Origin of the sequence: Arthrobacter sp. H-02-3, from assembly GCF_003097355.1 — a bacterium.
Lineage (GTDB): Bacteria > Actinomycetota > Actinomycetes > Actinomycetales > Micrococcaceae > Arthrobacter > Arthrobacter humicola.
The window spans coordinates 343,365-356,985 of the sequence record NZ_PYUI01000001.1 but is presented as its reverse complement, the minus strand read 5'-3'; the positions used below and the strand labels follow the sequence as shown (position 1 = coordinate 356,985).

Here is a 13,621-nt window from a genome sequence, read left to right as displayed (position 1 = left end):
CCATATTCCAGGAATTATGGGCCGCGAGTGACCCCGCGTTGCTTTTGCCATGACTCCTTGCAGGGGCACGGGCACAGGCCTACACTCACGCCTAGAGGCCGGGTTCCGGCCCATTCCAAGACTGATTCCAAGACTGATTCCAAGTCTGAATCCTAGGAGGTCGCTGTGGCAGCAAAATTTGGCGTGCTGGCCCTGGTCGAAGCCAAGCCGGGGAAGGAACAGGATGTCTGGGACTTCCTCAACGGGGGCCGCGAGATCGTGCTCAACGAACCCGGAACCCGGACTTGGTACGCCTTCCGGGTCAACGAGAACACCTTCGGCATCTTCGACACCTTCGATTCCGAGGAGGACCGCCAGGCCCACCTCAACGGAGCCATTCCGGCCGCCCTCGGTGAACACGGCCCGTCGCTGCTCGCCAAGGACCCGGACATCAAGCTGATCGAACTCATCGCCGTGAAATAGGGCTCCACCGGGCTCCGCCGTCCTTCGTCGGGGCGTGCCACTATGTGACGCGGCGTTACCTTGCGTGAACTGGTGTTTCCGTACCGTTGTTCCGCAATGTGACGCCGCCCTATCGTCGATGCATGGCAATTCAGGACATTTACCCCACGGCGCTGCGCCTTCTTGGCCGTCCCGTACTGGTGGTTGGCGGCGGACCCGTAGCCGCGCGGCGCGCCAAGGGACTGCTCGACGCCGGAGCCCGCGTCACGGTGGTGGCCCCCGTTGCCTCCGCGCCGCTCCAGGATCTTGTCGGCGCCGGCCTCCTGAGCTGGGAGCCCCGGGCGTACCGCTCGGCCGACGTCGACGGCGTCTGGTTCGTCCAGACCGCCACCGGTGACGCCGCCGTGGACGCGCAGGTCTCCGCCGACGCCGAGGCGCAGCGCATCTGGTGCGTCAATGCCTCCGACCACGAATCCTCCGCAGCCTGGACGCCCGCCGTCGCCGTCGTGGACGACGTCAAGATCGCCGTCAATGCCGGGGGAGACCCGCGCCGCGCCATGGCCCTGCGCGACGCCGTCGCCACCGCCCTGGAAACCGGAGACCTCCCGCTGCGCCGCCAGCGGGCGCGGGCCGGTTCAACAGACGGCGCCGTGGCCCTCGTGGGCGGCGGGCCCGGCGACACCGGACTCATCACCGTCCGCGGCCGCCGGCTCCTGGGCCAGGCCGATGTCGTGGTCGCGGACCGCCTCGGCCCCCGCGAGCTCCTGGCCGAACTCGCCCCCGACGTCCGCGTGATCGAGGTTGGCAAGACTCCGGGCCACCACCCGGTCCCGCAGGCCGAAATCAATCGAATCCTGGTTGACGAGGCCCGGCAGGGCCACCGCGTGGTCCGGCTCAAAGGCGGCGACCCGTACGTCCTGGGCCGCGGCGGCGAGGAAGCCGAGTTCTGCCGGCGGCACGGCGTGGACGTTGAAGTGGTCCCGGGCGTCACCTCCGCCATATCCGTCCCGGCCGCCGCCGGCATCCCCGTCACGCACCGCGGGCTGGCCAAGGGCTTCAGCGTGGTCACCGGCCACGAGGAGCTCTCCGAGGTCCCGGCCCGCGCCGACCACACCGTGATCCTGCTCATGGGCGTGGGCCAGCTCCGCGATTCCGCGGATTCCCTTGCCCGTGCCGGTTTGCCAGCAGGCACGCCGGTTGGCATCGTAGAGAATGGCTACCTGCCCGACCAGCGGGTGACCATCGGGACGCTCGGGACCATCGCGGACCAGGCCGAGGCGGCCGGCGTCGCGAGCCCCGCCGTGATCGTGATCGGCGACGTCGTCCGCGTCAGCCCGTTCGCGCCGTCGCACTTCAAGACCGCGGACTACAGCACCACCACCCCGAACACCCCGCGCACCGCCCGCACCGTCAAGACCCGAGTACTGACCCCCTAAACCCCGTCGATTGCTCCATAACCGCCGTTATCAAGCCTCAAAAGGGCAGCTATGGAGCAACGGATGCAGAAGAAAAAGGAACACAGCCGTGTCAACTAGCACCACCGTAGGAACCGCCGCCCGCCCGCTGCGCGTCGCCGTCGTCGGCTCCGGCCCCGCTGGCGTCTACGCCGCGGACATCCTGACCAAGAGCGAGGCCGTCAAGAGCGGCGAACTCACCGTCAGCATCGACCTCTTCGACCGCTACCCGGCACCCTACGGCCTGATCCGCTACGGCGTGGCCCCCGATCATCCCCGCATCAAGGGAATCGTCAACGCCCTGCACAAGGTCCTGGACCGCGGCGACATCCGGTTCTTCGGCAACGTGGACTACGGCACGGACCTGTCCATCGATGACCTCCGCACCCACTACGACGCCGTCATCTTCGCCACCGGCGCCATCAAGGACGCGGACCTGAACATCCCCGGCATCGAGCTGGAGGGCTCGTACGGCGGCGCCGACTTCGTCTCCTGGTACGACGGCCACCCGGACGTGTCCCGCGAATGGCCGCTCGAGGCCAAGGAAGTCGCCGTGATCGGCAACGGCAACGTGGCCCTGGACGTGGCCCGCATGCTCTCCAAGCACGCCGACGACCTCCTGGTCTCCGAAATCCCGGATAACGTCTACGCCGGGCTGAAGGCCTCGCCCGTCACCGACGTGCACGTCTTCGGCCGCCGCGGCCCGGCACAGGTGAAGTTCACCCCGCTGGAGCTGCGCGAGCTCTCGCACTCCAAGGACGTGGACATCGTCCTCTACGCCGAGGACTTTGAGTTCGACGCCGAGTCCGACCGGCAGATCCAGAGCAACAACCAGACCAAGACCATGGTGGGCACGCTCACCAACTGGATCGCCGAACAGCCGGAGGACCTCTCCGAGCTCAAGGCGTCCCGCCGCCTGCACCTGCACTTCCTGCACAGCCCGGTGGAGGTTTACGACGACGCCGAGGCTCCCGGCCGCGTCGCCGGCATCAAGTTTGAGCGTACCGAACTGGACGGCACGGGCAACGCCCGCGGCACCGGCGAGTTTGTCGACTACCCGGTCCAGGCCGTGTACCGCGCCATCGGCTACTTCGGTTCCGCGCTGCCCGAGGTCGAGTTCGACCACAGCAAGGGCGTCGTGCCGAACGACGGCGGCCGCGTCCTGGATGCCGCCGGCACCCACGTGCCGGGGATTTACGCGACCGGCTGGATCAAGCGCGGGCCGGTGGGCCTGATCGGCCACACCAAGGGCGACGCGCTGGAAACCGTGACCTACCTGCTCGAAGACCGCGACAACCTGCCGCTGGCCGCAGCACCGGCCCCGGAAGCCGTCGTCGAACTCCTGGAGCGCCGCGGCGTGGAGTACACCAGCTGGGAAGGCTGGCTGGCGCTCGACGCCCACGAGCGTGGCCTGGGCGACGCGGCGACGGCGGCCGGCGCATCGCACGGCGTTGAGGTTGCCCGTGAACGCATCAAGGTGGTCCCTCGCGAGGACATGGTGGAAATTTCCCGCGGCGCCGCCGTCGAGGTCTAGCCTCCACCCGCAGAGCAACGCGGGGTCACGTCTCGCCCATCCCGTAGGGAATTATGGGCGCGACGTGACCCCGCGTTGTCTGATGTGTGGGAGATCCCGGCGGGTAGTCAGTAGGCTTACCGTCATGGATGAACACGTTTCGCCCAGGGTCGGCCAATGAGGCTCCGCCACAGCAACGCGTCCGGCCGCGGATACCGCCGGGTCCCCGCCGGGACAGGTTTCAGCTACAAGGACCTGGACGGCTCCACGCTTCCGGCCGGCCCGGTGCGGGACCGGCTGGAACATATCGGCATTCCGCCGGCCTGGACCGACGTCTGGATTGCCCCGTACGACAACGGGCACATCCAGGCGACGGGACTCGACGCCGTCGGACGCCGGCAGTATATCTACCATCCAAGCTGGCGGGAGAAAAAGGACCGGCTCAAATTTGACCGCGCCCTCCAGCTCGCCGAAACGCTCCCGACAGCACGCCGCCGGGTCACGATGGACCTGCGCTCGGAGGGGCTCACCCGGGAACGGGTGCTGGCGGCCGCGTTCCGGATGCTGGACAGCGGCTCGCTCCGGGTGGGCTCGGAGCGGTACACCAACGAGAACGGCAGCCACGGCCTGGCCACCCTGCTGTGCGCCCACGTCCGCGTGCACAAGGACGAGCTGAGGCTCAGTTTCCCCGCCAAGAGCGGCAAGACGTGGGAATCGCGGATCGACGACGTCGACCTCGCCGCCGTGGTGCGCCAGCTCAAGCGGCGCGGCGGCAACGCCCGGCTGCTGGCCTACAAGGTCGGCAGCCGCTGGCACCCGGTGTCCAGCCCGGACATCAACGAGTACGTCAAGGAGCGCACGGGGGAGGATTTCACGGCCAAGGACTTCCGTACCCTGCGGGGAACTGTGGCGGCGGCCGTCAGCCTCGCGCGGAGCGGTCCTCAGGCACAGGCCTCCGCCCGCAAACGTGCGGTGAGCCGGGCCATGGTCGATGCCTCCGAGGTCCTGGGCAACACGCCGTCGATCGCCCGCAAAAGCTACGTGGACCCCCGGCTGCTGGACCATTTCTCCTCCGGGGAGACCATCGACCCCAGACGGCTGGAATCCGCCGAATCCGAGCTCCGGGCACTGCTGTACCAGGAAGGTGACGTGGTCGCCTTGTCCGGCCGGGATGCCTGATAGTTGTCAGAACATCCCGTTGATGAACCCGATGATGATCGCCGTCCACCAGCAGGCCTGCGAGATGACCAGGCACAACATCATGTGGATCCGCTGCCCGACGGTCAGGTCCGCGAACGACGCATCGGAAGGCATCCGCGCCAGCCGCCGCATGAGCGGGATGAGCATGATCCCGTTCAGGCTGAGCACAAGGACGGCTGCGAGCTTGACGTCTGTCATCGGGTTGGTCAAGTGTGGGTTCAGGAACACCCCGGTGGCCAGCATGCCGGCGAGGCCACCCCAGATCAGCGGTGTGGCCGCACCGTCGAGCCGGATGATCTCGGCCAGCTTGCGTCGGCCGATGAGCCACAGGAAGCCGTGCCAGTCCACCAGGATGATGGCGCCAAAGGCCACCACGAGGGACAGTACGTGCAGAACGACGGCGACGTTGTGGGCAAAGGTGTCCACGTGGACTGCCGTGGACAGCGTGACGGACAGTAACCACGCGACGGCCGCCGCTGCGCACAGGACGACGACGAGGCGCCTCGTGGACCGCTCGGATTCGCGGCGCCTTCTGATGGTGCGTCTGCTGACTGGGACATAGCTCATGGCTCACCTCGGAGAACCCGCCCCCGGACGAGCATGACGAAAGGTTCCGGGGATAGCTCACACGATATCCCCAATGCTCGTCCGGCAACAAGGACGGGACATGGCATCAGCCCCGGGGTTGGGGCGGGGGACTATCAAGTTTTTGCTAAGTGTGCTTACCATAACCGGGATGTGGCCTTCGGTTGGCCGCCGCGATTCCGGGTTCGAAATACAGACGATAGGAAGCTCACCATGGCAGGTAATCTTGTTGCCCGATCCATTCACGACCTCACGGCAGGCGCCTGGTTCGGTGGTTCGCTGATGGGCGCCATTGGGCTAAATGGTGCCACGGCGGAAGCCAAGGACCCCGCGGAACGTACCCGGCTGTCGAGTCTGGGCTGGAAGAAGTGGGCCCCGTTCCAGGCGGCCGCATTTGGCGCGCACTTCCTTTCCGGCCTCGCCATCCTGTGGGAGAACAAGGGCCGGATGGCCAAGCAGGACGGCGTCACGCGGCTGACGGTCTACAAGTCCATCGTCACCCTCGCAGGCGCCGCCGTGACGCTGTACGCCGGGCTGCAGGGCGCCAAGGTGGAGAAGCTGGCCGCCGAAGGCGCCAAGGGTGCCACCGAGCCGAAGCCGGAAGCCTCGGAGGAACTCCGTTCCGCGCAGCAGCAGTTGAAGATCCTGCAGTGGGCCATCCCGGTGTTCGCCGGCTGGGTGATTATCCTCGGCGCCAAGCACGGCGAAATGCAGCGCCCGAAGAACGTGTTCAAGGGCCTCGCCCGCTAGCGGCACGTCCAAGACCACCGCACGCGCTGAGGGCCGGAACGTCGCGTTCCGGCCCTCAGCAGTTGCCGTATCAGTCGCCCTCAGCAGTCGCACGCCTACCCAGGAATCGGCCGTCTACGCAGGAACGGCCGGGGCCGCGCCCTTGGCGTGAGCGCCTGCATGCCTGACCCGCAGGACCAGTTTGAAGAGTTCGCCGAGAAGCAGCAGCACTGCCGCCGGAACCAGGCAGGCCACCCACTGCTGGCCGGTGAGCGGGACGGTGCCGAACAGGTCCTGCAGCACCCGCATCTGGGTAATCAGCATGGATCCGATGAAGGCCCATGCGAAGGCCCAAAGCAGTTTCGGGTTGGATATGGTGGACGGCCCGAAGGCACTCTCCGTGGGGTAGCGCAGGTTGAGGGCGACGGCGATATTCATCAACCCGAGACCCACAATGGCCATGCTCTGGCCGATCTCGAGCGAGCCGTAGGAGATCTTGCCGATCTGCACGAGGATCAGCGTCGCGGCCGCCATGAACAGCCCGACGACGAACAGCCGCACCATCATCGACCGGACGATGATCGGCTGATTGAAGGGCCGCGGCTTGCGGTTCATGATGCCCGGCGTCGCGAGGTCCAGTCCCATCACCGCGCCAATCGGGGCGACGATTGCCATGTGGATCCACAGCACCTGGGCCGGGCTGAGCAGCGCTGTACCGGCAATCGCGAAGGCGGAGGATCCGATGAACGCCAGAATAAACATAAACAGGTTGGCGACCTGGATCCGGATGAATTTCTGCAGGTTGTCGTACACCAGCCGGCCCTCTTCGACCGCCGCCACGATGGTGGCAAAATTGTCGTCGGCCAGGATCATCTTGGCCGCGCCCTTGGCGACGTCGGTGCCCGTGATGCCCATTGCGATCCCGATGTCGGCCGCCGCGATCGCCGGGGCATCGTTGACGCCGTCGCCGGTCATGGCAACGACGTGGCCCTTGCGCTTGAGCACCTCGACCAGCCGGACTTTGTGTTCGGGAGCTACCCGGGCGATCACGCCGATCCCGTCCACCTGGTTGTCGGCCTCCGCATCACTCATAGCGGCGAACTCGGCACCTGTCACCGCACGGCCCCTGATGCCGAGTTCATCGGCGATCGCCGCCGCCGTTATGGCGTGGTCGCCGGTGATCATCCGGACCCGGATGCCGGCGTGCTTTGCCTTCGCGATGGCGGCCACCGCCTCGGCGCGCGGCGGGTCGACCTCGCCGATCAGCGCCGTAATCTCCAAGTCCTGCATGAGCGCCATGAGGTCGCCCGAGGGGTCGAACGTCGCCGGATCGAACTCGCGCTGCGCCAGGGCGAGCACCCGACGGCCCTGGCTGGCGATGCGCTCGTTCTCGGCGAGCACTTTCCCGCGCATCTCTTCGGTAAGGGACTCGGACCGGTCGCCGGGCATCCGCGCGAACGATGACCTGTTGAGCAGGACATCGGGTGCCCCCTTCACGTAGGCCCGGATCACGGGCCTGCCGTCGGCGCCGGGCATCCGGTGGAAGGTGGCCATGAACTTGTAGTCGGAGTCGAAGGGGACCGACGCGACGCGCGGGTTGTTGCGGCGGAATTCCCGGACGTCGACACCGCCCTTTTGCGCGAGCACGTACAGCGCCGCCTCGGTGGGGTCCCCGACCACTTCGCCGTCGTTGATGTCGGAGTCGTTGCACAGGGCGCAGGAGTACATGACGTAGTCCAGGCTCCGCTCGGCGTCGCCGGTGGTCCGCTGGACCTGACCGTCGAAGCTGTAGCCCTCGCCACTCACGGTGTAGTGGTGCTGCACTGTGGTGATCTCCCGCACCGTCATCTGGTTCAGGGTCAGGGTGCCCGTCTTGTCCGAATTGATCGCCGACGTCGAGCCCAGCGTCTCAACCGCGGGCAGGACCTTCATGATGGCGTTCTTCTTGGCCATGTTGACCGAACCGACAGACAGGATCGTCGTGACGACTGCGGGCAGCGCATCCGGGATCGAGCCGACGGCCAGCGCCACGCCGATCCCGAAGAGCACCGCAAAGGATTCGCCCGCGGCCAGGCCCATGATGACGATTGCGACGAAGGCGAAGAGGGCCGCGATGATGATGAAGATGGTGAGCCGGTCCACCTGCTTGGTGAGGGGGGTCTTTTCCACTTTCTGCCCGGACAGCATGTTGGCGATGTGGCCAACCTCTGAGCCCATCCCCGTGGTGGTAACGAGGATCTCGCCGTGGCCCCGGGTCACGTTCGTGTTCATGAACGCCATGTTGAGGCGGTCACCGATGCCGACATCGTGCCGGGTGATGGCCCCCGTGTCCTTCTCGACTGCGACGCTCTCGCCGGTCAGGGCGCCTTCCTCGATCTGCAAGGTCGCCGCCAGGATGATTCGGCCGTCGGCGGGGACGCGGTCCCCGGCATCGACCACCACGATGTCCCCGGGCACGATCTCCTCGGCGGGGAGCTCCACAACATCACCGTCGCGGCGCACCTTGGCCATCGCCTTCATCATCTGGCCAAGGGAGGCGGCCGCTTCCTCGGCTTTGCCTTCCTGGTGGTATCCCAGCCAGGCGTTGAACAACGTCAGCAGGGCGAGCCCGATTGCTGTTCCGTATTCCGCGATCAGCAGGCTGACCAGCGCGGCGACCACCAGCACAATTTGCATGTAGTCCCGGTAGTGCTTGAAGAACCGTTTCCACACCGGCTCCGGCTTCGCGGCGGCCAGGGCGTTCGGTCCGTACTCCTCCAGCCTCTCCTGCGCCTCGGCTGTGCTCAGGCCGCGGGCCGGGTCCACCCGCAGCTCGGTTGCAACGTCCGCGGGCGCCAGCGCGTACCACGTCGCCTCCGCCTCGGCGGGGGCCAAGCCGGCTGCGGCTCCGGAATTGTCATTCATGACTTTCTCCTCATCGCCGGGGCGCTGCTCAGAACGGGGTCGGGATGTGCCGCACCGCCAGGGTCGGCTCCCGGTAGTCGCCGGCCTTCTGACGCTTCGGGAGCTCGACGTCGAGCCCGGGGAACGGCTCATAGGGCACCTGGCTGAGCAGGTGGCTGATGATGTTGAGCCGCCCGCGCTTCTTGACCTCGTTATTCACGACGTACCACGGTGCCCAGGCGGTGTCTGTTGCCTCGAACATGGCGTCCCTGGCCCGGGAGTAGTCGTACCAGCGGCTGTAGGACAACATATCCATGGGGGACAGCTTCCATGTCTTGCGGGGATCGTCCATGCGGCTCTCAAGCCGCCGGGTCTGCTCGTCCGCACTGACCTCGAGCCAGTACTTGAGCAGGATCATTCCGGAGTCGACCATCGCCTTTTCCACCAGCGGGGTCATGTTCAGGAACCTCTCGGTCTGCTCCGGGGTGCAAAAGCCCATCACACGCTCCACGCCCGCCCGGTTGTACCAGCTGCGGTCGAAGATGACCACCTCGCCGGCCGCGGGAAAGTGCGACATATACCGCTGCAGGTACATCTGGGACTTTTCCCGCTCTGTCGGGGTGGGGAGCGCCACCACCCGGAACACCCGGGGGCTCACCCGCTCGACGATTCGTTTGATGGTGCCGCCCTTGCCGGCCGTATCGCGGCCCTCAAACACGATGCAGATCTTGGCGCCGGTGGACTTCACCCACTCCTGCAGGGCCACCAACTCGCCTTGCAGGACGGCCATCTCCGCCTCATATTCCTTGCGGCGCATTTTTGTTGTGGTTTGCTCGTCCTGCCCCGATTTTTCGCCGGCGCTCTTCTTTTTCTTCTTCTTGCCCACCATCGACCTCCTCGCCGAGTCCTTGCTGGGGCGAATCAAGGTGCCGCACTGCGAGATCCGGTGAGTCCGGCACAGTAGTCCGGGTAGTGTGCGGAAGAGCACGTGCACCAATCGCGTGAACGCTCGCGCAGCGTCCTGCAACTTTCAGTGTTGACCCTGGCCAGGGCAGGGTCTACGGCACTAAGACCCTATTGAGCTGGACCTGAACACGACGGGACGGCCCGGCGTGGGCAGCGATGCACTCGGAGCAGCACAAAGGCCCCCGGGGGAACGGAAGTCCCTCCCCGGAGGCCCTTGGCCTGCCGGGCCCCCGCTGCTGGGCGCGGGGGCACAGGCTGAGACAGAGCATTGTCCCGGCACCTTCGGAAAACCCTCGGGAACTATTCCTGCAGCCACTCCGCGCAGGAGTTCAGGTTCCGGGTGACGCTCTCGACGGCGGCCGCCTCATCACGTGCGGCAATAGCGTCCACCAGTTCGTCGTGGCCCTCATGCGGCAGTCCATTGAAACCGGCCCGCCGCTGCTGCCGGAGCAGATCATTGTGGAAGACGACACCGAAACTGACATATAGCTCGTGCAGGAGCGGGTTGGCGGAGGCCTGGGCCACCCGCACATGGAAGTCCCAATCGGCGCGGGCCCACGCCGGATAATCTTCGGCCAGCCAGGCGGCCCGGCGTTTGTCGAGAAATGCGCGCAGGGCGGCGACGTCGTCGGCCGTGGCGTGGCGTGCGGCAAGCCGGGCGGCTTGGGTGTCCAGCCCGACGCGGACCTCCAGGATGTGTCCCTGGGAGTGGTCCGCGTACATCCGCTGGGTGGCCCCCGCGATCTCACTGGTGGCGCGCACGTAAGTGCCGTCCCCGCGGCGGACTTCAAGCATGCCGCTGTGGGCGAGCGCCTTGATGGCCTCGCGCAGGGTGCCGCGGGAGACGCCGAACGCGGCCATCAGTTCCGGTTCGGCCGGAATGCGCTGCTGCAGCGGCCACTCGCCCGAGTGGATCAGCGCCCGCAGCTTGGCAGTGATTTCCTCCGCCAACGGAGGCCGGTGCGAAGAAGTGAGTGTCATCGCCGGATTCCTTCCAATGGGTGCGAAGCCGTGTGCGGGGCAGCAGGCGGGAGTTTCGCCGGCCGTTGCTCTGTGGGCCGGCCCGTCAGCAGGTGGCCCACGGCGATCTGGCCCAGGGCCACTGCCAGCAGGAGCGCCAACGGCAGAGTCCAGGAGTTGGTGGCACTGTGCAGCAGGCCCATGCCGAACGGTCCGAGGGTCGCCAGCAGGTACCCGGCGGACTGGGCCACGGTGGAGAGCGCGGTGGTCTCGGCCGTGGTGCGGCCGCTGCGGCTGATCATCACCATGACCAGCGGGAAGATCCCGAGCCCGAAGCCCAGCAGCACCGCGGTTAGGGGAGCCCAGGAAGCGGGGAGGACCAGCATGGCCAGGACGCCGAACGCCATTGTCACCGTGGCCAGGTAGAACGAGGTCCGCAGCATCCGGGGGCGCGAGCCGATGGCGACCAGCACCATGCCGGCAGGGACGGAGACGAGCTGCATGAGCCCGAACATCAGCCCGCTGTCGGACGCGGAGAGCCCGGTCGTGGCCAGCATGTACGGGAACCAGCTGAGGACGGCATAGGCCAGGAGCGCCTGCACCGTGAAGCCGAGGGTGATCAGCGCGCCGGTGCGGGTCCGCAGCAGGGGCCACGGGGAAACCCGGGCTGCCTTGACAGGGGACGCGTTGCGGTGGGCGTGCACCGCGATCGGGAGGAAGCCGAGGCAGGCGCACAGGGCCAGGATGCCGATGGACCCGACGCCCGCGGATGGCGAGCCAAGGGCCTGCGCCACCGGCACGATCAGCACGGCGGTGACAGTGGCGCCGGTGGTCATGGTCAAGGTATACAGGGCGGTCATGAGCGACGTGCGGTCCGCGAAGTGCACTCTGATGAAGGCGGGCATCGCCACATTGCAGACGGCCAGCCCGGACATTCCCGCCACGGTCCCGGCGAGCAGCATTCCGGTGGATGGGATGCCCCGGAGCAACAGTCCCGCGGCCAGCATCACGAGGGAGAGCAGGATGGCCTTTTCCAGCCCCAGCTGCCGGGTGAGCCAGGACGTGGCCGCCCCGGCTACCGCGAAACACAGGGTGGGGATCGAGGGGAGCAGGGCCGCGATCAGCGGGCCGTACCCGAGGACGGCCTGCAGGTCGTGGAACAGTGCGGCGGAGCCGGTGATGCCGGCGCGGAGGTTCAGGCCGATCAGTACGAGCGCCACGACGCCGGCCACGATCACGCCACGGGGGCGCCGGGTGCCGGGTGGAGCTGTTTGGGGGAGAGCGGAGACCGCCGTGCTGCTAGCCATAACTAAAGGTTAGACGTTTGATGTTTGAGTCTCACCGTTTAGTGGCGAATATCTCCGAAAGAGACAACCCCTAAGAAGCAACGGAGGGCGAGGGTCAGCGCGGGTGCCGGGCGCTGAGCCGCTGGACCGCCAGGGCGAGCCAGAGCTGCACGCGGTCCGGTGTCTGGGCGGGGTCGTAGCCGGTGAGCTCGGTGATCTGCGCCAGCCGGTAGCGGACCGTGTTGCGGTGCAGGGTGAGTTCCTCGGCGACGGCGGCCACCGAGCCGTTGTTGTTGAGGTAGCTTTCCAGGGTGGTCATGAGCTCGGCGCCGTGTGCTGCGTCAAAGGCCCGCAGGGGGTTCAGTGACTCGTTGGCCATGTCCGCCAGTGGAACGTCCTCACTGGCCAGCAGCAGCGAGGTCAGGCTCAGCCGCTCGGGCTCGTTGACCGGCAGGCCGTGGGTGGCCGCATCGCGGGCTTCAAAATAGCTCCACCGCAGGCCGTTCGGCTTGGTGTAGGCACCGCCGATGCCGATCGTGGCATGGATCCCGGCCTCCGCGAGGTGGTCGCTGAGGCGGCGGGCCAGCGCGCTGGCGCCGCTGCCGTCATCGGGCATCACCACCACGAGGTCCTTCCCGACAACGGCGCTGACCGCCGCTTCGAGCGGCTGGGGCAGGGATGAACTTCCGAGCTGCTTGTTGTGGGCCGCCGATTCGGCGAGTAGGACCACGTTCTTGCGGGTGCTGTTGATGCCGACGCCGGCGAGGCGCCGGGTGGCTTCGGAGGTCTCCAACGTCCCGTGGATGACGTCTTCGAGGACCTGGCCGGCCAGCGCCCGCTGGGCCTGGCGCTGCTTGACCATGTTATTGAGTTCGACGCTGATCAGGTTCTGGGCGTAGCCCACAATGCCCGAGTCCTCGAACGGCTGCTTCACCCACAGTGTGCAGGCATCGCGGCGGCCGGTCGGGATGGGGTACGACGCCCAGCCCTCGGCCGTGGGGGCGGGGTGGCCGGGCACGCTGTTGTACAGCTGCGCCGTGAACTGGGTCAGGACGATCTCGGTGCGCAGCATCGACCCCAGATGTTTCAGGAGTTCGGCGAGCCCGCCGCCGGTCAGCAAGGCCCGGGCCAGGATCTGGTGCCCGGCAATGAGCCGCTCGAGCTTGACCAGGTGGTCCGCCGACTGGGCGTCGGCCACGATCTTGCCGATGGCAATGAAGGGTGTCTCGTACGGTACTTCCACCACCGGCAGCCCCCAGCGGTTGGCCTCGGCGATCAGGGCCGGCGGCACGGCGTCGTGCGTCAGGCCGACCCCGAAGCCGATCCCGACGGCCCCGGCCCGCTGGACCTGGCGCACGAAGCGGCGCTGCTCCGCGGCGCTCTTGAGCCGCATGCCCGTGGTCAGGATCAGTTCGCCGCCGTTGAGGAACCGCTGCGGGTCCTCCTGTTCGGTGACGGCCACCCAGAGAATGTCCTGGTGCCAGGTGGTTTCGGCGAGGCCGGCCTTGGTGAGTTTGAGGGACGGCACACCCAGTAGTGCGGCGAGTGAAATGGCCATGGATTCAGGATAGCCGGGTGCTGGTCAAGCGCACTAAAGCATTGCG

Annotated in this window: 11 protein-coding genes; 5 read left to right on the top strand and 6 right to left on the bottom strand. The window is 67.1% G+C overall.

Annotated features, from left to right (window positions below):
* Positions 1 to 165 precede the first annotated feature (165 nt).
* From C9424_RS01720 to C9424_RS01705, 4 genes are all read left to right on the top strand, one after another.
* Positions 166 to 462 (top strand): putative quinol monooxygenase, encoded by a 297-nt coding sequence (locus tag C9424_RS01720; RefSeq protein WP_116765206.1) that lies wholly within the window; start codon positions 166 to 168, stop codon positions 460 to 462.
* A gap of 122 nt (positions 463 to 584) precedes the next feature.
* Entirely contained in the window at positions 585 to 1,877 is a 1,293-nt protein-coding gene (gene cobA, locus C9424_RS01715; RefSeq protein ID WP_116765205.1) for a uroporphyrinogen-III C-methyltransferase, read from the top strand.
* Positions 1,878 to 1,965: 88 nt separating this feature from the next.
* Positions 1,966 to 3,429 (top strand): FAD-dependent oxidoreductase, encoded by a 1,464-nt coding sequence (locus C9424_RS01710; RefSeq protein WP_116765204.1) that lies wholly within the window; start codon positions 1,966 to 1,968, stop codon positions 3,427 to 3,429.
* Between the two features lie 156 nt (positions 3,430 to 3,585).
* Complete coding sequence (locus C9424_RS01705) at positions 3,586 to 4,587, top strand: DNA topoisomerase IB (RefSeq protein WP_116765203.1); 1,002 nt, start codon at positions 3,586 to 3,588, stop codon at positions 4,585 to 4,587.
* Between the two features lie 6 nt (positions 4,588 to 4,593).
* Here C9424_RS01705 and C9424_RS01700 read toward each other — a convergent pair whose 3' ends face one another.
* On the bottom strand, positions 4,594 to 5,175 hold the full coding sequence (locus C9424_RS01700) for a hypothetical protein (RefSeq protein ID WP_116765202.1): 582 nt from the start codon (positions 5,173 to 5,175) through the stop codon (positions 4,594 to 4,596).
* A 231-nt stretch (positions 5,176 to 5,406) separates the two neighbouring features.
* Here C9424_RS01700 and C9424_RS01695 point away from each other — a divergent pair, with 231 nt between their 5' ends.
* Positions 5,407 to 5,943, top strand: coding sequence for a hypothetical protein (locus C9424_RS01695; RefSeq protein WP_116765201.1), 537 nt, complete (start codon positions 5,407 to 5,409; stop codon positions 5,941 to 5,943).
* Positions 5,944 to 6,057: 114 nt separating this feature from the next.
* Here C9424_RS01695 and C9424_RS01690 read toward each other — a convergent pair whose 3' ends face one another.
* The 5 genes from C9424_RS01690 to C9424_RS01670 form a co-directional block, all read right to left on the bottom strand.
* A complete protein-coding gene (locus C9424_RS01690; RefSeq protein WP_237563237.1) occupies positions 6,058 to 8,826 on the bottom strand; it encodes a cation-translocating P-type ATPase in 2,769 nt (922 codons plus the stop codon).
* 28 nt (positions 8,827 to 8,854) lie between these two features.
* Positions 8,855 to 9,694 (bottom strand): polyphosphate kinase 2, encoded by an 840-nt coding sequence (ppk2, locus tag C9424_RS01685; RefSeq protein WP_116765200.1) that lies wholly within the window; start codon positions 9,692 to 9,694, stop codon positions 8,855 to 8,857.
* 377 nt (positions 9,695 to 10,071) lie between these two features.
* Positions 10,072 to 10,752 (bottom strand): FadR/GntR family transcriptional regulator, encoded by a 681-nt coding sequence (locus C9424_RS01680; RefSeq protein WP_116765199.1) that lies wholly within the window; start codon positions 10,750 to 10,752, stop codon positions 10,072 to 10,074.
* Positions 10,749 to 12,038 carry an MFS transporter gene (locus C9424_RS01675; RefSeq protein ID WP_116765198.1) on the bottom strand — a complete coding sequence of 430 codons (1,290 nt, stop codon included), beginning with the start codon at positions 12,036 to 12,038 and terminating at the stop codon, positions 10,749 to 10,751. The genes C9424_RS01680 and C9424_RS01675 overlap by 4 nt, the downstream gene beginning before the upstream one ends.
* 94 nt (positions 12,039 to 12,132) lie before the next feature.
* On the bottom strand, positions 12,133 to 13,575 hold the full coding sequence (locus C9424_RS01670) for a PucR family transcriptional regulator (RefSeq protein WP_116765197.1): 1,443 nt from the start codon (positions 13,573 to 13,575) through the stop codon (positions 12,133 to 12,135).
* Between the last annotated feature and the right edge of the window lie 46 nt (positions 13,576 to 13,621).